The 23,174-nt window shown below is 38.0% G+C and carries 18 protein-coding genes and 1 pseudogene; 4 read left to right on the top strand and 15 right to left on the bottom strand.

Going from position 1 to position 23,174, the window contains the following annotated elements; translation table 11 throughout:
- Positions 1 to 7 precede the first annotated feature (7 nt).
- The 5 genes from hutH to F6X55_RS13900 form a co-directional block, all read right to left on the bottom strand.
- Positions 8 to 1,534, bottom strand: coding sequence for a histidine ammonia-lyase (hutH, locus tag F6X55_RS13920; protein ID WP_153464260.1), 1,527 nt, complete (start codon positions 1,532 to 1,534; stop codon positions 8 to 10).
- A 110-nt stretch (positions 1,535 to 1,644) separates the two neighbouring features.
- Positions 1,645 to 2,097, bottom strand: coding sequence for a hut operon transcriptional regulator HutP (hutP, locus tag F6X55_RS13915; RefSeq protein ID WP_153464258.1), 453 nt, complete (start codon positions 2,095 to 2,097; stop codon positions 1,645 to 1,647).
- Positions 2,098 to 2,363: 266 nt separating this feature from the next.
- On the bottom strand, positions 2,364 to 4,340 hold the full coding sequence (locus F6X55_RS13910) for a 7-cyano-7-deazaguanine synthase (protein ID WP_161993088.1): 1,977 nt from the start codon (positions 4,338 to 4,340) through the stop codon (positions 2,364 to 2,366).
- The gene (locus F6X55_RS13905) at positions 4,333 to 4,692 is read right to left on the bottom strand and encodes a hypothetical protein (RefSeq protein WP_153464254.1); all 360 of its coding nucleotides are present in this window, start codon (positions 4,690 to 4,692) and stop codon (positions 4,333 to 4,335) included. Before F6X55_RS13905 ends, F6X55_RS13910 begins: the two co-directional genes overlap by 8 nt.
- 85 nt (positions 4,693 to 4,777) lie before the next feature.
- Entirely contained in the window at positions 4,778 to 5,233 is a 456-nt protein-coding gene (locus tag F6X55_RS13900) for an NUDIX hydrolase (protein WP_153464252.1), read from the bottom strand.
- 807 nt (positions 5,234 to 6,040) lie between these two features.
- Here F6X55_RS13900 and F6X55_RS13895 point away from each other — a divergent pair.
- Entirely contained in the window at positions 6,041 to 7,636 is a 1,596-nt protein-coding gene (locus F6X55_RS13895; RefSeq protein WP_153464250.1) for a P-loop ATPase, Sll1717 family, read from the top strand.
- A 1,063-nt stretch (positions 7,637 to 8,699) separates the two neighbouring features.
- Here F6X55_RS13895 and F6X55_RS13890 read toward each other — a convergent pair.
- Positions 8,700 to 9,218 carry a hypothetical protein gene (locus tag F6X55_RS13890; RefSeq protein WP_153464249.1) on the bottom strand — a complete coding sequence of 173 codons (519 nt, stop codon included), beginning with the start codon at positions 9,216 to 9,218 and terminating at the stop codon, positions 8,700 to 8,702.
- A gap of 882 nt (positions 9,219 to 10,100) precedes the next feature.
- Complete coding sequence (locus tag F6X55_RS13885) at positions 10,101 to 10,478, bottom strand: hypothetical protein (protein ID WP_153464247.1); 378 nt, start codon at positions 10,476 to 10,478, stop codon at positions 10,101 to 10,103.
- 271 nt (positions 10,479 to 10,749) lie between these two features.
- Between F6X55_RS13885 and F6X55_RS13880 the strand changes: the two genes are divergently transcribed.
- Positions 10,750 to 12,195: an MATE family efflux transporter gene (locus tag F6X55_RS13880; RefSeq protein WP_153464245.1), complete on the top strand. Its 1,446-nt coding sequence runs from the start codon at positions 10,750 to 10,752 to the stop codon at positions 12,193 to 12,195.
- A 364-nt stretch (positions 12,196 to 12,559) separates the two neighbouring features.
- Here F6X55_RS13880 and F6X55_RS13875 read toward each other — a convergent pair whose 3' ends face one another.
- Positions 12,560 to 13,654, bottom strand: a complete 1,095-nt coding sequence (locus tag F6X55_RS13875; protein WP_237648677.1) for a multicopper oxidase family protein — start codon at positions 13,652 to 13,654, stop codon at positions 12,560 to 12,562.
- 307 nt (positions 13,655 to 13,961) lie between these two features.
- Here F6X55_RS13875 and F6X55_RS13870 point away from each other — a divergent pair, with 307 nt between their 5' ends.
- Positions 13,962 to 14,573, top strand: coding sequence for a YdhK family protein (locus F6X55_RS13870; RefSeq protein WP_153464243.1), 612 nt, complete (start codon positions 13,962 to 13,964; stop codon positions 14,571 to 14,573).
- Positions 14,574 to 15,039: 466 nt separating this feature from the next.
- Here F6X55_RS13870 and F6X55_RS13865 read toward each other — a convergent pair.
- The 3 genes and pseudogenes from F6X55_RS13865 to F6X55_RS13855 form a co-directional block, all read right to left on the bottom strand.
- Positions 15,040 to 15,318 (bottom strand): annotated as a pseudogene (locus tag F6X55_RS13865) (four-helix bundle copper-binding protein).
- A gap of 207 nt (positions 15,319 to 15,525) precedes the next feature.
- The gene (gene spoIIP / locus F6X55_RS13860) at positions 15,526 to 16,668 is read right to left on the bottom strand and encodes a stage II sporulation protein P (protein WP_153464241.1); all 1,143 of its coding nucleotides are present in this window, start codon (positions 16,666 to 16,668) and stop codon (positions 15,526 to 15,528) included.
- Positions 16,669 to 17,008: 340 nt separating this feature from the next.
- Complete coding sequence (locus F6X55_RS13855; protein WP_153464239.1) at positions 17,009 to 17,320, bottom strand: hypothetical protein; 312 nt, start codon at positions 17,318 to 17,320, stop codon at positions 17,009 to 17,011.
- Between the two features lie 613 nt (positions 17,321 to 17,933).
- Between F6X55_RS13855 and F6X55_RS13850 the strand changes: the two genes are divergently transcribed.
- Positions 17,934 to 18,500, top strand: coding sequence for a hypothetical protein (locus tag F6X55_RS13850; protein ID WP_153464237.1), 567 nt, complete (start codon positions 17,934 to 17,936; stop codon positions 18,498 to 18,500).
- 35 nt (positions 18,501 to 18,535) lie between these two features.
- Here F6X55_RS13850 and F6X55_RS13845 read toward each other — a convergent pair whose 3' ends face one another.
- The 4 genes from F6X55_RS13845 to F6X55_RS13830 form a co-directional block, all read right to left on the bottom strand.
- The gene (locus tag F6X55_RS13845) at positions 18,536 to 20,590 is read right to left on the bottom strand and encodes a heavy metal translocating P-type ATPase (RefSeq protein ID WP_153464235.1); all 2,055 of its coding nucleotides are present in this window, start codon (positions 20,588 to 20,590) and stop codon (positions 18,536 to 18,538) included.
- 133 nt (positions 20,591 to 20,723) lie between these two features.
- Positions 20,724 to 21,050 carry a four-helix bundle copper-binding protein gene (locus F6X55_RS13840; RefSeq protein WP_153464233.1) on the bottom strand — a complete coding sequence of 109 codons (327 nt, stop codon included), beginning with the start codon at positions 21,048 to 21,050 and terminating at the stop codon, positions 20,724 to 20,726.
- 79 nt (positions 21,051 to 21,129) lie between these two features.
- Positions 21,130 to 21,798, bottom strand: coding sequence for a response regulator transcription factor (locus F6X55_RS13835; RefSeq protein ID WP_153464231.1), 669 nt, complete (start codon positions 21,796 to 21,798; stop codon positions 21,130 to 21,132).
- Positions 21,795 to 23,171: a sensor histidine kinase gene (locus tag F6X55_RS13830; protein WP_153464229.1), complete on the bottom strand. Its 1,377-nt coding sequence runs from the start codon at positions 23,169 to 23,171 to the stop codon at positions 21,795 to 21,797. Before F6X55_RS13830 ends, F6X55_RS13835 begins: the two co-directional genes overlap by 4 nt.
- Positions 23,172 to 23,174 lie beyond the last annotated feature (3 nt).

The raw sequence follows: 23,174 nt of genomic DNA, 5'->3' as shown, positions 1-23,174 counted from the left end.
TCTCCCTTTATATGAATTGTTTTTCTTCACTTACTGGATGTAAAATCGAATCCCAATTTCCTTGTTTCATCCATAATGCAACAGACTCAATATCTTTTGAAAAGGCACGGTCCTTTGTTATGGATTGGACAATCTCGCGCCCTTTCCGGTATATCCTCTGTGTTCGTGGGGCCATGTGTTGGACACCCCGAAACTCTGAAGCCTGTAATGCACAGATCATTTCAATCGCTACAACTCTTCTTGTATTGGCAATGATTTGCATAGCGTGTCTGGCCGCGATCGTTCCCATGCTGACGTGGTCTTCCTGGTTAGCTGATGACGGAATCGAGTCGACGCTGGCTGGATGTGCAAGTGTTTTGTTTTCAGACACGAGGGAAGCCGCGCTGTATTGCATGATCATCGCTCCAGATTCCAGCCCCGGCTTAGCGCTTAAAAACGCCGGCAAATCGTTTAACTGGGGATTGACTAGCCGTTCAATACGGCGTTCCGAAATGTTGGCAAGCTCGGCAACTGCAATCCCTAAAAAGTCCATGGCCAATGCAATCGGCTGGCCGTGAAAATTGCCGCCTGAGATGATTTTCTGGCCGCCTTCAAAAATGAGTGGATTGTCTGTGGCCGCATTGATTTCGATTTCGAGCTTATCCTTTACATAGTTAAGGGTTTGCCATGTTGCGCCATGTACCTGAGGAATACAGCGTAGTGAATAAGCATCCTGGACCCGGATTTCCCCTTGCCTGGTAATAAGATTGCTTCCATCTAGATATCGACGCATCCGTGCTGCCACGTCAACTTGTTCCGGGTACCCTCTTGCGAAATGGATATCTTCGTCAAACGCATCAATGATCCCGCGTAACCCTTCCATCGTCATGGAAGCAGCCGCTTCGGTTTGCAGTGCGAGTTTTTCCGCTTCCAAATAAGAAACGACTCCCACCGCTGTCATGGCTTGCGTACCATTAATCAGAGCCAGGCCTTCTTTCGCGGTTAATGTAATCGGCGTAAGTCCGACAGTGCCAAAAGCTTTCATTGTCGGCATTCTCTCACCTTTATAAAACACTTCCCCTTCCCCGATTAAAACCAATGCCAAGTGTGAAAGAGGAGCAAGGTCACCGCTGGCTCCAAGTGAACCTTGTTGGGGAACAACGGGATGAACATGCTCATTCAGTAAAGCTAACAGTTTTTCTATCAGTTGTTTTCTTACACCCGAATATCCCTTCAGAAGCGCATTCGCCCTAAGCAATACCATGGCACGGCTGACGATTTCGGAAAACGGTTCGCCGACACCGCAGGCATGGCTGCGAATCAAATTCAATTGCAGTTCTTCGACATCTCCTTTTTCGATTAACACGTCACTCATCTTTCCGAATCCGGTGTTGATTCCGTATACGGTTTTTCCTTCGTTGACTACATTCTCTACTGCTTGGCGGCTTTTGCTGACACATTTCCAGCTCTCTTTTGAAGCCTGCACTTTTTCCTGATCGTACAAAACTTGTTTGACATCATCTAACGTTAATGAATGTCCTTCCAATGTAATCATTGTATGCTCCTTTCCTTTACAGTAATAAAGTGGATATAAAAAGGGGCTGTACCGAAGAAAATTTGATTTCTTCGGTACAGCCCCCTATTGGCTAATATCTATGGGCTACATTATATGTGATTGATTCCCAATCCAATGGTTTCGTGCTCCAATCCCTTGACAGGAGCACCAATCGTTCCATAAAGCGCAATGGCCAACCATTCGCCTTCTTCTTCGTTGTCGTACGGGTTTCCCCGCACAAGCGCGAATCTTAACCCGACCGTCCGTAATATTGTACCCAACTGGACTTGCCCGCGGGTCACACCGTGAAGCGCTTCGATGATCGCATGGTACAAAGCGTGCAATTCCCTGTAAAGATCGGCCTTGATAATACCGTTTCTTTTCGCCGCTGTTTCGATAGCTGCAACGACCTTATGTGAATCCATCGAACCTACTTTCCCTGTACAAAACTGCCACTTTTGACGCTCAATTTGCTTATTAAACTCAGGATCGTTTTCAAATTGTTCATTTAATACCAACAACATCGCCTGCTTGCCAATTCTTCGGTCAACCTGTAAAAGCAAGTTCGATCACTCTCTTCTAATATCTAAAGAACTACCATTATTGTAATCGCTTACATAAATGATGTCAAAGTATTTTTTTGAAAATTTTGTTGATTGACTCGGCTTTGTCTTTTACTTCTCTTGAACTTGTTGGGCCAAAGTCAAAAACTTGTACGGAGTTACTCTTCTATTTTCGTATTGTTTTTTTCCATACAATACAAATATTGCATGTAAGCCCTCAGTCTTCGTACCATTAAACAATTAGAAAAATGTTAAAAACACCCGTTTCAACGACCAGAGTTTATATTAGTTTCTTGAAAAGATTCAAAGCCAGCAAGCCTATCCACACAATTTGGGCAAACGCCACATGGGGTTGTACTATTTGCTTGGCAAGAATATGTGTGTGCAATTGGAACATCTAAATCGATCCCCAGCTTAATGACATCTGCTTTGGAAAAGTCTCTAAAAGGCATTTCTATTTGTACAGTTCCATATTCGGAAAGCATTCCAGATAATTTATCAAAAAACTCCTTTGAACAATCTATTTCTTTAGCATGGTTAGAATTAATAAACGCTGAATAAACTTCCCCTATTCCCATTGTCTGTGCGACTGATGAAGCAATTGATAAAAATAATAGGTTCCTATAAGGTAGATATAAGTCGTCGGCACTGACCTCATCTAACCATAAATTGGGTTCTTTTATCATTCTTGACTTTGAACCTTTAAATATGTCCTCTATGTTAATCACTTTTATATGAGATAGCAATTTTGGCGGCAAAACATCTAATAATGTATTAAATTCGGTGTCCGCAAAATGCTGACCATACCTGAGGAAGACAGGCATTATTTTTTTACCTTCTGCTAGTAATTTATATGCTAAGACAGTTGAATCTAATCCCCCGGAAGCAAGTAGGAGTGCGTCATACTTTTCAATCGGATCAAAGTCTTTTTTTCCCAATACACTAAACACTGTGTCAATCAACTCATTCATGGAGTGCACAATAAAATCTGCAGATTTCTTGAGGAACAGATTTCTAACTTGTTTATAGGGATCAAATACAATTACAGGTTTACCGCTTTTAGCCATGTAACCTATCTCTACATAGGTTCCAGGATCATCATTTAATATTACCGCGATCAAAACAGAAGACTTTTCAAGCAAAGCTATATCTTTTTGAAATGCTACCTGTTGTTGCTCCTCTGGTTCACTACCAGTAATTATGCCATTTTCAACCACAGGCCTGTGTGGAATAAAGTTGTGATATTTTAAGTTATCATGCAATTCTTCAATTAATCTGGTATCAATATCTGGAAAATCAGGACCTGCTATATAGATATGATGCTTTTCCCTTTCCCCCCACGATAATCTTTTCGCAGGAAGTTTTTCAATATCATTAAAATTTAAATTTAAAATTAGATCCTTAAATTCCTCAAAAACAAAAGTACTGGCATAAAGCATTGCAATATAGGAAGCAATTTTTAATGCTAATCCGTTTGTTCTTTGACCTTGTTGAGATAAAAAAACGGCATTAAAACAATCACCAACCCCAACTGAGTGGACTGTCTCAGTTTTAAACGCTGGTGCTTCTTGCCATGTTTGTTCTTTTGTATCGTAATAAGTTGAACCACCTCTATTTTCTTTTAGTAAAAAAGAATTTGTGTTTGCCCCTAGCGTAGAGCCGACTAAATTTGTCACTGAGAAGTTGTATTGTTCAAACAATGTTGATGAAGTTGAAAGAATGATTGTACTAAACTTGAAATTATATGAAATCATTTTTTCAAGGGACTTAATCCCATATTGAACATCAATGTGTAGATTCCCATTAAAATTTTCGAACGCAGGAAAAGTATGTTCAATACTGTATTTGCCTGGATAAATTAATATATCTGATGGTTTGTACTCTTCAATAATTTGGATTAGTTGCTGATGGTAAACCGCGACTTCAGCCTCCCCCCTTAATATATCATTATAACCTTGGTCTCCATTCTCTGCAGATTCTTGAATGTTCATGATGTTTGGAGCCCCGTTTATTTCGCCCACAATAAAAGTTTGTTGTGCATTCAATTCATTCCCAAATTTTTGAACATTTTCATATAAATATCTAGGTGCTATAGCGGCTAAAGCATAATCACAATTAATGGCACTAAAAGCTCTTGCACTATGGAATATACCACCAAGCCTTAATGGTGATTGCGAAATGTCTAAATGCACATCAGTAAATACCTCACCAAGAATCAAAAAACGTTTTTGTGGTTCATTCATGTGCATTTAAATCCACCTCCACTTTTGGAATAGGTCTTAAAGCACTATAAACTACATGCCCTCTGTAACTAAATCCTTTTCTCATACACGCTAGCAAGCTACTGTACTTACTAGGTAAAAAACCGATTTCTTCACCGGTTGTTTCAGCCAATATAACCAAGCGCCCATTTTTTAATTGGTCGCTCAATAAGACCGGTTCCATTAACGCTGGAACATCTCCATGTACATTTAAATATTCTGACCTTCCAACTTCCTCAATCCCTACGTTTTTTCTTTCCATACGACACATGTCTCTGGTTGGATCAGTATTTCCTGGATAATTTCCAAAATTACCAACGCCCGAACTACCCATAATGATTTAGCCCCCTACATTTTTTATAATAGAGTATTCGGCAAAATTTGAGTTAATTCCTTCCTAATTAGGAATTTCTATCAAATTATACATTAATATCAAATAATTCCAACTTTTTTCTACTGTATATCATTTTTCCTGTTAACGTACTATCTGTTTCAAGTATATAGGGTAAAAGGTATGTAAAACTTTCTGGAGTATTATCATAGGAATATATTTTCTCTGTTTCTACCCAATCTATCTCGCCTTCCTCAGAGCCACATAGGCTCCCTGAAAATTCTTTAGTGTGAAATAACATTAGCACATCACTACTTTTTTGGTTCTCATTCGTCACTGTTAAAATCCCTCTAAAATTTACATTATCTATGTCTAGACCTGTTTCCTCTTGGATTTCTCTTTTACATGCTTCTATGGGAGATTCATATGTCTCTACTTTCCCGCCAGGTGCGTTCCATAATCCCTTAAACGGTTTCTTTACTCGTTTTTGTAAAAGCAATTGACTATTGTTTTCAACAAAACACATGGTAAATATATTGCTCAAATTATTCACCTCGAAATAGTTTTATATATTCTTAAGGTATCATGCAACTTAGTCATGTCAATCTAAAATTGTTAACAGAACTTTAAATTTATCCTAACCCATAAAATTAATTTAAAAAGACGAGCGGTAGCTCTTTTTCATTCTCTAATTAAACTTGTTTGCAGATGGCGAACTACTCGCACTAAAATTCGGGATCGCATATTATCCAAAAGGAAATTTTCCTGGATGCAGATAAAAAATACTTTGACATGGAAGTACAAGTAACAATTGTCAGCCATTCAATCCATAAACTAGAAACTTAGGATATACCGTCTCCATCTCTTCGAGGCTTCTCCTTTAAGCTGAAGTGGCGTTCTCTTTTTGAAGAATGACTGAGTCGCTTCTACTTTAGTGTTGCCTTTTTCCAGCTTTACGCATTGCAGTACAGTCCGATTATAAAAGCGGTTTATGACATATAAATTATATCCACACTACACTTTATTATTGATTGAAGCTGGTATTGATATGGTTGGCTGTAACATCTTTAAGAATGCTAGCATTTTGCTATTCTAAATGAAGCTAAAAAATTGTCCACTAATCCTCCTTTTTATATCAAGGAATTAGTCATACGGTTTTATCGTTTTCTATTACAGAGTTTGATGAGCTGTGCAGTAAATATATCTGGTTGATTTTTTGTCTTACTTACCCATCAATAACATCCCAACTATAACTCGATATGAGAAAAACCTACCCGTTTGCCTGAGTATGGAAAAATAAAGGAGATTTTTACTTTATGTAGAATAATTATATATAACGGAGGGAGTCTATATGGAAATAAAATTACAGCTTTCTGATTTATATTTGGGCAATATAGATGCAAAGCATGAGTTACTAAGTAATACTGAGGATGAACGCATAAGGTTTAAAGATTCTTTTTTTATGCCGGAGAATATTATACTTAATGATTATTTTGATGGGAGAAAATTCTTTGTTACTGGTTTAAAAGGTACTGGTAAAACAGCGTTGCTCAGATATATGGCCATAAATGTAGAAAATGAATTGAATGCCCAAACTTCATTTGTCTTATTCAAAAGTGATATTAAAGAACAAGATAGAAAAGATTTTTCAAAAGCAGCAAGAACAGTTGTTGCTAATAATAACTCAGAAAAGATGGATACTACTGACAATGATTATGAAGATGTATGGAGATGGTTTATACATCGTCAAATTGTAGAAGTAATTGAAAGTAGAAATCTAACTATCTTTGAAAATGATAAGAATTGGAAAAGGTATTCTACTTGTATTAAGGCCCCTAAACTTGGAGATGAGGAGTCTGGAATCAAAAAACTATTCCCCAAATTAAAAAGGGGAAATGTTGAATTAAATGCAGGACTAGACGGTGTTTCGGGAACATTAGGATTGGAGTTTGACTGGGAGGATAATAATCAAACTAAGGTTAGTTTTTCTAGCTTAGTAAAACAAGCAGATAATCTGTTTGAACGTTTGGTTTCTTCCAATGAAAAATTATTTATTTTTTTAGATGAATTAGAGTTAACATTGGGAGTTACAAAGCAATACATAAGAGATAAAAAATTGATTAGAGATTTAATTATCGCTATTAACGACTTTAACATTAAGTGTAGAAAGAAAAGATATAATATATATATAATAAGTGCCATTAGATCAGAAGTTTTAACTGCAGTTGAATCGTCTGGTAAAGAAATCAATAAAATTATCTCCGATTTCGGGACTCCGATTGTATGGCACCAGTCGGGAGGGAATATCTCTAATCATCCTATATTACAAATAATCTTAAAGAGGATTTTAGCGTCTGAAAAAATTCATGATTTGAACCTTGATGATTCTTATGAAGCAATTTGGAATAGATATTTCCCAACTAAAATTCAAAATGAAGAAACTCCAAGATATATACTTCATTTAACATGGTACAGACCTCGAGATGTTATACGATTACTCAATCTTGCACAAAAACAACATCCAAAAGCCACTAAGTTTACACACCAAGTCTTTGATGATGTCAGGAAACATTATTCCACGGAAAGTTGGGTTGAACTATCTGAGGAGTTAAGAGCGATTTATAACGAAAGGGAGATTTCAGGAATCAAAAGAATGATTTATGGAATAAAGAACCCTTTTACTTTTAACAATATTAGAAAACATGCTGAAAGTATTAGAGAAATGTATTCTGAAGTTGATGTTCTCTTAGAAAGGCATAAGATAGGAGAAATTTTATCATATGCATATAGAGTTGGATTGTTAGGGAATACAGGAGAAAAAGTGCGTTTTGCACACAGGGGTGACGACGAAATATTGCTCGAGAAAACTATAATGATTCATCGTGCATTGTGGGCATCATTATCAATAGAACACAATACTCAAAAATTGCAAAAAACTAGAGGATAGTTCCTATCAAAACTTGAGTAACCTCGAATAAAGAAGCTCTAGAAAATTCAAGAGCTTCTATTCTATTTTTCTTCGCTTAACTATTTTTAAAATCCCACAGTTTGGCCAGAAAACTAATACTTATAGAACAACCTTTTCACTATAAGGTAAGTTCTTACCCGTAATTATTTGTTGCGTAGTATATTGGTCTACTACACAATACAATAGATAATCTGACCTATCTGCTGAAGACTGATCTTATGATCCAATCTTTATATTGTACTGAATTATTATATGGTTTTATATCTTTTTATCTTCAGAAGTGTTCGAATGGTAAACAATCTGTTATCTTTAGTACACTTTTTGTAAGCTTAGTGTTAAAAGCTATGGTATAGATTTTCCAATGGGTATAATCAAGATTATTTTCTGATAATTTCGAAAGGCAAAATTAAAAATATGTATCTTCACTTAACCAAAAAAGCCGAAAAAAGAGACTCCTCATTAGTTTAATCAACTAATGAGGAGTCTCAATATTATTTCAAAATGCTACAAAATCCTTATATATCAATGGGTTGGACGGGCAGTCCAGCTACAAGGGCTAGTCGCTCGCGTCATAAGCAGTTCACCTTCAATGACCAGAGAACAAGTCAGTTTGCGGCAATCTGCTTATGCGGGTCGCGACTGGCAAGCCCTTATCGCTTTCTAATGTTACATCATGCCGCCCATTCCCTGAGTATATTATATACATAATTAAAAGAGGTGAAAGCACCTATTCTATCTGTGTTTTAAACGTTACGTTTAAGAATGAGATTAAATAAGCTATCAATATTTATGAACAGTATCCAGTCAATATCCAGTCATATAAGAACAGCGGTTAGAAGTAATGCAACCCATGGTTTCATCAATTTAAATACATACAAATAACTTATATAAACTGAAAAAGTGCACTTTACCAAATTAAACAGGAGTATAGGGTTTGTTAGGATAAATATGCTATTAAATAAAGGTTTAAGTATGACAAAAAATCGCTTCCCATTTTTAATTAGAATAAATACTTATCATTGAAAGTAAATAGTTTTACTTGTCACAGGTTAAACAAGTTTTTAAACGTCTGATATGTTTCTTCCTGCTCTTTTCGGGAACTCACTGGAGCTGTATCTTTCGCTAATTTATCCATTAAGGCGATATAACGATTGAGGATCATCATTTGCTGCAGAGCCATATGAACATGAATATTACGGACATTTTCGACTTTCATCCTTAGTCCTGAATTAAAATTTTTATTAGCCATTGTTTCTGCAGTATTCTTGAGTTCAATTAATATATTCTCTTGACTCATGCCTACGGAGATTTGGTGACAGTTTATCTGAACCGGTTCCCATTTATGTAAGTCATTGATTCCAATGGTTTCATTTTGAACGGGATTCATAAGCTCAACCATAACCTTCACATGGTTTTTCATGATCATGTATTGTTCTGTAGCTACCTGCTTAATTTCTGTGTTTTGAATGCTGCATATATACGATGCTAATTTATCCATTTCAGCTTTATGAACAGGTAGGTGTTCAGCCATTAAACTTAAGTCTATCATTTTCAGAATCATAACAGTCATTCCTCCTTACCTTCATGTGTATTCCTCCAGATTTGAATAATGACTGAAGAAGGAGTTAATTAATACAAAGGTTATTTTAATCTTTACCAGAGAAGATTTACTAGGAAACATAGCCACCACATTTGAGGTCTATGGTTATCTATTTTCTTTAGTAAAGGGTTTATTAACGGAAGGGTATAACAGGTTACTAAACCAGGCTAGGATTTGTTGGTGGTATAACCGATGGCAAAGTAAGTTAGCTCGTCAACCATTAACAGGGGCTGTCCTAAAGTCGTGAGTATACTTTTCCGGACAGCCCTTTGTTAACTATTTAGTGATGGCCTCCGCCATTTTTATGCTCGATTTCTAATTTAATGTCAATTACCCCCTGGGTTTCATAGGAGATATCATCGAGAGCACCTAAGATAAACCCGTGATTATAAGGTCCCCATGGGGCTTTCTTCAAAGACAGGTTTTACTTTTGCAAGATACCTATCGACGTTCTCTGTTATATCACCTTTCTCTAAAACCAGTAATGGTGCATGCTTTCCTAGATGCGCGAGCGGTGCGGTAACCAGTGAAAAAATCGGTGTTTCGGATGATATAAACGAGAAACCATGACCCGGATTATTAATGCCCCACCCGAACCCGTTTTCTCCATCTTGGAATTGGGTAAATTCGAGACCAGCTTCACTCGGGTTCTCTCCCTTAATCCTTGTAACATTCCCTAATTTTTTCAGTTCCTTTTCTACTTTTTCAGAAACAACCAAGGTGGACCTAAAATATACATATTAGGATTTTCTCGTTTTTTAATTGCATCTTTGGTAGATTCAGGTATCTTGTCTTCTGAAACATATAGGACAGGTTCCGGCATGTGAGCGATCCAATAGGTAGCTATAATTGAAAAATCCTTATCTTTATCATTATTGTTTCTTCTGATGCAAAGCTTGCCGGGTTATCATCATTTATTTGATCAATGGAATAATCTTCGAGTGCACTTAATACATTTTCCGAAACATCCCCCATTACTTTCACTTGTGTTCCTTCACTGTTCCCTTTAGGCTGCAGGCGAATGATTTCATTCATCGTAGATTTAGGAATGGACTCGTCGTTAATCAATAGAACCGGTCCGTTGTTCGGATGATGAATTAAGTCCGCGCTTGCCAAAGTCAACTGCCAGCTGTCCACTGCTGAAAAAATAATGGTCCCAGGACGGTTTTCTTCATGCGTTGCCGTCCATATCAGCTGAGAGGTCATGACTGCTAATTCCACCGGGGCACTTATCCAGTCTGGTAATGTTCTTGGTGCTTAAATATTTCAAGTTGTTCGTTGCTTGTTCATTATTTTTCTTTGGCATACCTGCGAATTGTTTTTTGTGTTGGTTTAATTTGATCATTTTATCACTTCTAAAAATTATAAGTGTATAGATTATATATAACCTGCTATGGAACAGGTGAACATCAAATAGGTGTTTACCTATATCTTCTTCGGGGGAACGACTAGATATAAAAGAAATGAAAGGGAAGGGAAGGAGAAGAATAGCATGCCTACACATATAGAGAATGCCCGTATTGATGAGGCGGCCACAAACAAAGAAAAAATAAAAATAATCTTGGTCTTGGCGCTCCCAGCAGTTATTGAAAACTTCTTCCAGACGATTCTGGGATTTGTAGATACGTACTTTGTGTCCCAGATAGGACTTGCGGAAGTTTCTGCCGTAGGTGTGACGAATGCTGTATTGGCTATTTATTTTGCAGTATTCATGGCATTGGGGGTGGCAGCGAACGTCTATATCGCCAATTTTTTAGGAGCGGAAAAGATAGAAAAAGCAAGACATATTGCTCAGCAGTCGATTGTTGTAGCAGCTATTTTAGGGATATTAACAGGTTTAGTGACTTTATTCTTTGCGGAGCCTCTGTTGCAGCTGATGGGAATAGAGGAAAATGTGCTTGCAGCCGGTTCCCTGTACTTCCGAATTGTCGCCATTCCATCAATTTTTATGGCATTTATGTTTGTCCTTAGTGCAATTTTGCGAGGAGCGGGAAATACGAAGGCACCTATGTATGTAGCTATAGTAGTCAACTTGATTAATGCAGGGCTGGATTATTTACTTATCTTTGGTGTCTGGTTTTTTCCTGAATGGGGGATTGCTGGGGCAGCGGTAGCTACAGTCACTTCCCGTATTTTGGGCTCCATCGGTCTGTTCTGGTATATTCAGAGATCTGATATGCTTAAAGTGCGCAGTGACTATTGGCACTTGGACAAAGACCACCTGAAGGAGCTGTTTGTCCTTGGAAGTCCGGCAGCTGGAGAAAGATTGATCATGCGGGCAGGCCAGATTGTCTATTTTGGGTTAGTTGTAGCGTTAGGAACGAATGTCTTTGCAGCCCATCAAATCGCCGGAAATATTGAAGTCTTTTCCTATATGCTTGGGTTTGGCTTTGCCACGGCTGTCACAATCCTTGTCGGACAACAAATTGGTGCCGGAAAGTATCAGGAAGCAAAATTATATGCGAAGTTAGGGGTTTATCTGGCTTTCGGAATCATGACCTTATTCGGGGCCATTCTTTTCTTTTTCGGAGAGTGGGCCGGTTCTTTCTTCACGGAGGATGAAACGGTTGTCAATAATATCGGCACAGCCTTGAAAGTTTCCGGTGTCTTCCAGCCGTTCTTAGCGGTTGTCATTGTCCTGACTGGAGCCTTTCAAGGGGCTAATAATACAAAATTTCCGATGTATTTAACAGGAGTCGGCATGTGGGCGGTTCGTACATTATTTGTGTACCTGTTAGGTATCAAACTTGGCTGGGGACTCCTTGGCGTATGGATTGCAATCGGAATGGATATCACTTTCCGTGCGATTGTGTTAGCCATTCAGTTCTCCAGGGACAAATGGGTGGCACGTAAAGAAGAACCGGAAGAAGATCCAGAATCTGATTGTCATCCTCAAACGACCAAAGAGGACCTGCCTTCATGCGTCAACAGTTATTAAACCACTTTCCATTGAACAAGATGGTTGTACAATCGTCTTGTTTTTTTACGTTAAAATCACCAAACACCACAGCAGATAGGAATCCTCACAATGCAGCGGAAAACTTTTGAGGAGTTCCTTATTTATTACCTATATATCAACAGCTTCATTTAACACAGCCAAAATTTAAGAGAGTTTAACTATGTTTAGGGTTATAGAATAAGATAAACTTTGCTTTCCCCATTACAACTTGTTTTTCATAATCATAACCCGTTTAAGTAATTACCTTGAATATCGATACAAATAGAATATACTTTTCCATGCTATTTAGATTAATAGACCGTCGAGAAATATTGACAGACTAAATCAATGGTTTGCTGAGAAGTTATTCTATTACTTCTATAACAGTAAACATGCCGCCTGTATCACCATCCGCGTTCATGGTATGATGAGGTTTATGACAATGAATCGGCCATTTGCCTATATTTTCTGCTGTGAACTCAACATCCCAGGTTTCACCAGCAGCCACATTAATAGTATTCTTCGTGAGTTGTGCAGATTTATCAATGCGGTTGCCATCAGCAGCTACCACTTTAAAGTCATCGCCATGCATGTGCATTGGGTGAGAATTGCCACTGAGATTGGTAAACCGCAGACGTATTGTTTCTCCTTTTTTCACCTGAATCGGTTTTGTATCCGGATAAGCTTTTCCGTTAATGGTGAACGTATTCGGCTCCATTCCTAACGGGTTGATTTCATAGGCTTTTGAATCTTCGCCTGCTCTTTCTGTCACTTCTTCCATCACAGAATGTTCTTCCTCACTCATTTCGGACGTTGGAGTCGCCATTTCCATATCACCATGACCTCCCGCGCCTTCAAGGGTCCATTCCTGAAGCATCATGACAATATCTCTGTCCACTTGCTGGTTCTGTTTTTTCGGCTGTATGACAAAAGCTCCTCCGAGCCCCATCAATTCTTGTTTGGACACATTGGTGTGCGAGTGATACATATAGGTACCAGACTGTTCGAGTGTGAAGGAATACGTAAAGGAATCACCTTGTTCAATGGTCGGTGTATTCTGGATAGAGGTTACACCATCCATGTCATTCGGAACCTTAAGGCCATGCCAGTGGACAGATGTTACTCCTGGGAGGTTGTTCGTCACCGTAATTTCAACCTTATCGCCTTCTTCTGCGATCAGTGTCGGACCCGGCGTGCTGCCATTGTATCCCCACGCCTTTCCCTGATAGCCACTGGTGAAAGTCTGTGTCACCGGTTCAGCTGTCAATTCAAAACGTTTGACTCCGTCTTCCTCTTCGCCGTGCAATGTTTCTACTCCTGGCGATTCGACCAGAGCCGATTTAGATGTTGATGCAGTTGCACCGGTATCGGATGTCGAAGCCAGTGATAATTGCCGGTATATAAACGTAGAACCCATGACCGCTAATGCAACCAAAATAATAATCCATTTTCTTTTCATAGTACTGTCCCCTTTTATAAGATTTAGCTCTATAAACGTAGCACGCATTTATTGAGAAACTGTGCATTATTTCCAGCATAGATGTGATAAATTTGTGACATCATTGAAATTAAGTAATATTGATAGAGGTGTTACCAGAAGGTGGTAATATATGCTAAATCAAAAGAATTCGCCCTCAAAAACCTTTCAATAAATCAAGAAGAGCATTTTCAATGACCCGCCTTTCTGCACAAAAAATGCATATAAGGGGGATACATTAAAAAGGTGAACTTTACAAACAACGGGGAAGAATGGGAGGAAAATAAAGATGAAAAATTTGAAGTTTCTTTTAATCGTATTATTTGTGGTTTTATTGCTTGTATTAGCTGCTTGCTCAGGGGGAAATGAAGGAGAGCAGCAGGAATCGTCGGACCAAAATGAAAACCAAACCGAAGAACCATCTTCAGATGAAAATACGGAGGAAAGTTCGGAAAGCCATGAAGGTATGGGGCACTCGGGATCCAGTGAAGTACCGGAAGGCCTAAAAGCAGAAGAGAACCCGGAATTTGAAGAGGGCAGTACAGCGATCATCCAGGAGGCTCATATGAGTGGGATGGAAGGAGCACAGGCTACGATTGTAGGGGCCTATGATACGGTAGCTTATTCTGTTTCTTATGATCCTACCAATGGCGGGGAACGTGTGGAGAATCATAAATGGGTCATCCATGAAGAAATTGAAGAGGCTGGGGAAAAAGCCTTCGGACCAGGAGAAGAAGTGACCCTTAGTGCTTCCCACATGGAAGGAATGGATGGAGCAGAGGCTGTCATTGATTCAGCTGAGGAAACTACCGTTTATATAATTGACTTTACTCCAACGGATGGAGGAGAAGAAGTCACCAACCATAAATGGGTTACAGCGAATGAACTTTCAGCTGAGTAGTACAATCTCAACCGGAAGATTTTCCAGGCGAAATCAAAAGATTTCGCCCTTTTTTATGGCTGATAAAGGTTATAGGTATGTAAAAAGAGAGTGTTACAGGATTAGAATTATTGACTTAGATGAAATTTTGCTTTTCTATAAAATCTTATACGCTTCATCTCGATTCATTTTTTTCTCCTTAGAAAATAGACATAAAAGAAAAGATAGATGTTTATCGTAGTTGCCTTACTATTATCATTACTATTGACAAGAAAGTTCCATACCTCTCCACCATAACCAGCGCATGGTCATCTCAATGGTTTTTGGTACAAATTGTAACGAGTCAAAGAATCTTGCTGTTAGTCCCCCAGTTCTATGAGTACAATTACATTATTACTCTTACATAGTATGGGTATAAATATTAATATATCAAGAAAAAAGCCTAGCACAAGTGCTAGGCTCAATTAATGTTCTATTAGTAAGGAATTTATGCAATGCTTTTACATGTATCCGGACATTTAAAGCATGCTTCGGTACATTTTTGACAACGGTCATGTTTTTCACATTAATTCCCACACACTTCGTAAATTCTCGCACAAGCTTCTGCTAGTTCGGAAACAAATGGACTTCCACTGGAAAGGGATTTCTCAAGGAAAGCACAAATATCTGCGCATTCGCGGTCCATACGAATACACTGGGCCATCATTTTCACTTTTCACGTCGTCTTCCTGAGACATGCATCATAACAATGGTTGCAGGATTCCATACACTCATGTAAAAATTGAATAGCGGACTAATACTGTTCATGTGACATTAACAAAGTCCTCCCTTTAAAACTTATTACATAGGTATGGTTCAGTGAACTATTGAGTGAGCAATATTATATCAGTGTTTCAATTCTTACATTTAAAAACGAGGCTAAACAAGCTTTCTATAAGTGAACATTCCGGTCATTAAAATAAGCTATCACTATTTAATTAGAATTCACTTTCTTCCCTTCGTCCCTATAATAACTTTCAAACACTTCAGCAAATGCATCAACTGAGTTATAGAGCTCTGTTAGATTATTATCAACACCTCCAAACTCTAAAAGTAGAGCTCTTTCAGTCAAATCTTGGTTATAAACCCCATTACCTTCAGATTTCGTTTTGACAAACACACCACGACTAATTCCAGGATAACTCCTTTCCAAAGCATTATGGAGTTTTGTAGCAATATCCAAGTTCTTTTCATAGTTCTTATTCTCTTTACCAACTACGAAAAAGAGTCGAGCGTAGTTGATACCATTAATATTTTTAGTTGTAATTGTGCCCGGCTGTGAATCTCTATGAATATCTATCAAGTATGTCAGCTTTTCATTCTGAGCAATAGCTTCTTTTACTAATCCTCTTGAATATTCGTAAGAGTGATTATAATTCCAATTCTGTTCTTTTAATCCTTTGGTTACATCTAATTGATTATGATTAACACCTATTCCTTTGCTTTCTAATTCGTTCATTAACTTAGCTCCTACCGCAATGACATTGACGTCTTTATTCGTACTAGAGGCATCGGTAGAATCATCGCTCTTAATTAAAGGCTTAAATGCCTCCCAACTATGAGAATGGTAAATGTAAACCACTTTATCAGTTACTGTTTCCGTTTCTTTATGTGGGTTTTCCTCATTCGCCTTATCCACCTCTTCTTGTACAATATCTTGTTCATTTAACTGACCTTCAGAAGGTGGAGGCGATTCTGACGGGAGGTTCCCAATATCCGTTCCTTCACCGGCAATGACTATTTCAGTATGATACCTTTCTAAACCTGGAATTTCCCTCCCAAGTAAGCTACGAAAATCCCCAATTTCCACATTTGTTGCTAATTTCATCAAATCCATTGTTACTTTATCCTCGCTATATAAAATACCTAGGGGTTTTATCTCTTGTTGTATAAGAAACAGATAAACATTATCCGGGAGAATTTGCGAAATAGATTGCAGCGTCGGAGAATAGATATGTTTTTTTACAACACTGCTTGTCAGAATAGAAACCATCAAGAAACTGCATAGTATGGTAACTAAAGAAATCTTGAGAACAGTAAAAAAAGGACCCTTGTATTTATGATTATCGTTTGCCATTCCCCAACCGCCCTTCAACAGAAAGCTTATACTACTAACTCTATGCTGATGAAGGATAACTAGAATCTCTTATTTTTAATAGATTCAAATAATAAGAGTTGCTTATGCTCAGCAACGCCATAGAGGTGAGTACTATTAATAGTTCCCTTCCATACCTTTATACAGATTGCTTAATAAAAATAGTTTATACTCAATCTGTTTCTTACTTTCTATATGAAAATCCCAACATAAAAGACCTGCAATAAAAATACTCAAAAATAAACTCTCTTCCAAACATCATAAATTTAAATAAGATAAAAGCTGACCCGGATTCATGAATCCGGGTCAGCTTTTTTAATACTCATTGGTTATGTTCCATTTCTTTGAAGTTCTTGCTAGGCGCAGCTCCATTCGTACCATGCATGTTAATATACATCTCTTTTATTTCCTGATTCGTCATTTCCGGATGCATTTCTTCCACTAGATTTTTCGCCTGGCCAAAATTAATAACAGCATTTGACTCTAGCATCATTTGATGCATTCTATCCATGTCCATCATTTGAGCGCTTTTTTCTTGTGGCATTTCCATCTGCCCGCTTTTAGCGCTGACTCCCGTCACACCGCCAGCAGCAATTATTCCAAATGATAATGCTCCAATTATCAACTTTTTCATTTTTATCAGCTCCTTTTTGTTAATAAGCTTAGTATGAGATTAAATTATCAAGATTCTATGGAGAAGTGATTAAGATCTGTTAACAATATTGAATTTGCTCCATTTCTTACTTAATACTTTGTTTGACCAGCCGCCCATCAGCAGGTCAAGAAGCGAATGATTATTGCAATTTGCATCATGAACCAATTGAGGAGCTTCAAATAATACGAAGTATACCAGCGCCATCTATCCAACAAACCAATCCCGAAGGATCTATCCTTCACGAGGCATACGAGGGAGAAATGTCGATGTGTGGACTTTACGGGTTACAGCAATAAAGACACAGAGCCACTACCATTTATGATTGTGGCTCACTTAAGGTACTAGTGGGTCATATTCTTGTCCGAAGTGAAAAGGAAGAGGCGGCCCCTCATCTATACCTTTCCACAGCATCACAGTAGGGGAATCTTACCATCCCCATGATAAGTGTTTTATATAGAAGGATTAAATTTCCACACTTTCATCACAGCAAATAAAATCCCTCCAATAAATATATTAAAAGTGAAAATAATTCCCATCCAAACGTCATAAAGTTAAGTAGGTAACGATTATGGGTCACCAAAGGAGAATAGGAATGAGTGATTTTCAACTTTTTATTGTATTGGCTTTACTATTAATTGTTATTTTTTCACTTATATTAACGAAGAAATTTCATGCATCTCTTCATCATAGCCAGCGCATGGTCATCTCAATGATATCCGGGACAAGTATTGGGCTTGTTATTGGATTAATGCTGGGTTCGCTCTTTCAAGGAAATTTGTTCATTTCTACAGTTTTAAGTATATCAGCAGGAGCTTTTATCGGAGGGGTGTGTAACTGGAAACTAGGAATGGTTTCCTGTATTGAGGGGCTATCAGCTGGATTAATGGGCGGAATGATGGGAGCTATGCTAGGAGAGATGATCTCTATTACTGAATCCATTATTCTAATTAAACTATTCATAACATTAGCTGTATGTTCTCTGTTTTTATACCCTATGTTTGCATGCACTTCTTGTCCTGACCAATCCATCCCATCAAAGAAATGGTTTCTCAAACCTATCCTGTTATTCTTGCTGGTGATTAGTTTTTTATTAGGAGGAAGTTGGTTTGTCAGTGAGCCTACGCATCAGAAAACTCCACACATTCACCATTCATCATAAGGACGAGGCAAAGAAAATTTCTTTGCCTCGTTTTACTATTCTGCTTTTAGTAACTTCGCGTTAATGGCTACAACCACCGTACTCAAACTCATTAAAACTGCTCCTACTGCAGGACTGAGTACAATACCAATAGGAGCTAAAACCCCAGCTGCTAAAGGAATGGCAAATATGTTATAACCTGCTGCCCACCAAAGGTTTTGCACCATCTTCTTATACGTATTTTTAGATAAGCTTACAATGGAAACAATGTCTTTGGGATTACTTTTTACAAGGACAATATCTGCCGTTTCGACAGCCACATCCGTTCCACTTCCAATGGCTATCCCTACATCTGCAGTCGCCAAAGCCGGTGCATCATTAATTCCATCTCCAGTCATCGCGACTTTTCTTCCCTGGGATTGCACTTCTTTCACTTTATCAGCTTTGTGATCAGGTAATACTTCAGCGTACACTTCATCAATATCCAACTGTTTTGCCACCCAGTTCGCGACTTTTTGATTATCACCGGTAAGCATAACAGAATGAATATTATTTGATTTTAGTTCTGCTATCGCTTCTTTTGCCGAATCCCGAACCATATCAGCCAGAGCGACCATTCCTATAAATTGATCGTCAAGTAAAACAAATACCACTGTCTTACCTTCTTCTGATAATTCATTAAAAGAATCTGTATCATAAGAATAGCCTTCATCTTTCATATAACCAGGGCTCATGACTTTTACTTCCCTATCCTCAACAGATCCTTTCAATCCTTTTCCTGTGATGGATTCAAAATCCTTTACTTTTCCAAGAGATATCTCTTGTTCTCGAGCTTTTTCAAGAATACCTCTAGCTAAAGGGTGTTCAGAATTTTGCTCGACACTTGCTGCCCAATACAACACATCATTTTCCTCTTGTTCATTTGGAATAATATTCGTGACACCAAATTCACCTTTGGTTAACGTACCTGTCTTATCAAATATGACGGCGTCTATATTCCTTGCATTTTCGAATTGAGTCCGATTTCTTATTAATAGCCCTTGCTTAGCTGACAACGAAGTAGAAACGGCTACTACAAGTGGTGCTGCAAGACCTAAAGCATGAGGACAAGTGATTACCATAACGGTTACCATACGTTCTAAAGCTACATCAAAAGAATACCCTAGAGCTACCCAAATGATAAATGTGGTAATACCTGCGCCCAGCGCTAAATAAAAGAGCCACTTTGCGGCCCGGTTAGCGAAGTCCTGGGCTCGGGATTTTGAATTTTGAGCTTCTTGAACTAGTTCAATCACTTGAGATAAATACGTATCGTCTCCCGTTTTCTTCACTTGAATCGTGAGACTGCCTTCTTTGTTTATGGATCCACCGATAACCTCATCTTCTGCTCCCTTTTCTACAGGTACAGATTCTCCAGTAAGCATCGATTCATCAATAGCCGATTTACCTTCTGTAATTACTCCATCTACAGGAATCTTCTCTCCGGGTTTTACGAGTACAAGATCCTCCGAATGAAGTTCATTTAATGGGACATCTTCTGTTTCTCCATTTTCTTTTAATCGGTGAGCTTCATTAGGCATTAATTTCACTAACTCTTGTAAAGCATTCGATGCTCCCATTACAGACTTCATTTCAATCCAGTGACCTAGCAACATAATATCAATTAACGTTGCCAGTTCCCAAAAGAAGTTTCTTCCTGACCATCCGAAAACAACAAGAGAACTATATACATAAGCAACAACGATCGCTAGTCCTATCAGGGTCATCATGCCAGGATTTTTTTGTTTTAATTCATCTACTGCTCCCGTAAGAAAAGGCCAACCACCATAGAAAAACACAAAAGTTGCCAAACCAAATAAAACGTATTGATCGTAGAGGAAAGAAATATCCAGACCAATAAAATTCTGAATCATTGGAGACAAGATTAATATAGGTAAGGTTACGGTTAAAGATATATAAAACCTCTTTTTAAAATCTTCAACCATCGTCCCATGATCGTGCCCCTCGTGATCTTCATGCCCATGGTGATCGTGCCCATGATCATGTTCCTCATGACCATGTTCATCATGGTTTTCATTTTGCTTTTCATGTTTATGATGTTCGTGTCCCAATGTAAATCCTCCAATCTTTTTTTCTATGTGTTCATTCTTTCTTAATACTTTTACCTCGTAGGGGTATATCTAAACATTCATCTCAAGAAAAAAAGACTAGCAAAAGTGCTAGTCTTAGTTATTCGTAATTATGTTATGCAATGCTCTTACATGCATCCGCGCATTTAAAGCACGCATCTGCACACTTTTGACAATGGTCATGGTCGTGTTTTTTACATTCATTTCCACAATCTTCACAAATTTTTGCACAAACGCTAGCTAATTCTGCTGCAAAAGGAGTGCCTCTAACTAGAGATTGTTCAAGATAAGCACAGATATCTGCACACTCTCTGTCCAAACGAATACACTGAGCCATCATTTTTATGTCTTCTTCTTGTAGGCATGCATCATAACAATGGTTACAGGCTTCCATACACTCATGTAACGATTGAATTGCGGACTGGTACTGTTCATGTGACATTAATAAAGTCCTCCTTTTAAATTTAATTACATAGGTATGGTAACCCTATACCGGTATAATTAAACATCTTTTACAAAATTTATTTTTCCCATTTGTAACCGACCCCCCATATCGTTTTCAAGTGAGAATCAATAGGAAAATCCTGTTTTCGAATTTTTTCTCTCAGATTTCGAACATGAGAATCAATGGTTCTCCCCTCTGTTTCAGAGGCAAATCCCCAGACCAATTCTAATAGATCTTCACGTTCATAAACTTGATTCGGTCGTTTGAGGAGCAGCCCTAGCAATTTGAATTCTTTAGGGGTCAAACGAATTTCTCTATGTTTAAAATGCAGTTGATACGAATCTTGATTCCATACTAAACCATTTATTTCAATTTTCTTTTGATTCGTTCCTCGCCTTAAAAGGGCTTCTATACGAGCGAGCAAAATTTCCTCATCGAACGGTTTAGTAACATAGTCATCGGCTCCTAAATGCAAACCATGAAGAATATCATGCTTTTGATCTTTCGCCGTAAGCATGATAACTGGAATGTCCGTTCGTTCTTTTATTTTCTTACATGTCTCAAAGCCATCCATATTTTTCATCATGATATCTAATAGGATTAAATCATAAGATTTTTTATCCAGTTGCTTAAGAGCCTGATAACCACTCAAAGCCTGATCACAGGTCATCCCATGAGGGGTTAAATATAAGGAAAGTAAATTCAGCATTCTTTGTTCATCATCAACAAGTAAAATTCTAGTCATAAACTTCCTTCCTTTGGCCAAGATACTTGAATGCATAAGCCTTCTTGATTCATGGCTTCGACTTTTCCTCCGTGAATCTCGACTATCTCCTTAACGATGGCAAGTCCCAAACCTGTACCCCCTAAACCCCTCGATCTTGATTTATCAATTCGATAAAGGCGATCAAAAAGATAGGGAAGGAATTCTTCTGGGACACCAGACCCTTCATCTCTTACTTTAATAAGAACTCTCGTATGCAGGTTATTAACCTGGATATGGATTCTTGGTTGCTCTCCGGAATACCTTAGAGCGTTGTCTAATAGATTCATGATCACTTGCCTGAAACGAATTGGATCTGCATATATATCGATTCCATCAGAACAATCGATACTCACTTCAGCCTCATTATTCGTTATCAATGGGTACATTTTTTCTTTTGCTTCGAATAGTAATGGTTTAACTTCACGCACTTCTGGCTGAATAGCGAACGCATTTTCATCCATTTTTGCTAATTGAAAAAGTTGTTGAACCATAGCTGTAAGACTTTCGGTCTCTTCTTTAATGATTTCAAGGTACTTTCTTCTATCCTCTTCATCTGTTTGCTCCCGTGATGCAATATCGGCGTACCCTTTTAAGTAAGTTAATGGAGTGCGTAATTCATGTGCAATCGAAGACAAAAAGTCGTTACGTTCCTTCTTCATTCTTTCTAACTCTTCCGCTAAACGGTTGATGGAATGAGCTAAGACTCCAAGTTCATCATTATAATGCTCACTCAACTCCACATTTGTCTCTCCACTGCTTAGCTTTTCAGTTTCTTCTTTCATTCTAATAAGGGGCTTTGTAACCTGTTTCGAAAGAGTGAACACGACCACCAAAGTCACAACAAGGATGAGCACCATGACAAAAATAAACTGTTGAGAAAGATGGGACGTAAGATCCCGGATAATTGAAGAGGGAGAAAACATATACACGTTCCCTCGAAGCTCGCCGTTGATAATAATGGGAGATAAAGTGGCAACATAGGGCGAGTTTTTCCATTGCTCTTCAATAATCATCCCTTGATCATTAGGACTAGTTCTATATTTTTGAATCAGCTCTTTCTGAAATGAATCAATAGCTGATGAACTAGTAAGAATTTTGTCTTGGTTATCTGTAATGACTACATCTGTGACTGCCTCCGTTTCCATTAGCGCCACATGATTAAGCGTAGACTGATCGAACTTTTTTTCTAATACATTTCGGTGACTGCTCCCACGGCTTAAAAGCCCCTCTAATACTTCATCAATTTGGTAATTTGATATATTGGTATACAAAATAAAGAATAATGAGAGTTCAATAATGGTCATTAGGATAAAGAACAACAATCCTATTTTCAATGAAATACTTTTCTTCATACT

The organism is Sediminibacillus terrae (assembly GCF_009602435.1).
GTDB classification, from domain to species: Bacteria; Bacillota; Bacilli; order Bacillales; family Amphibacillaceae; genus Sediminibacillus; species Sediminibacillus terrae.
Note: the sequence above shows the minus strand (reverse complement) of the source record. Positions and strands in the feature narration are given on the sequence as shown.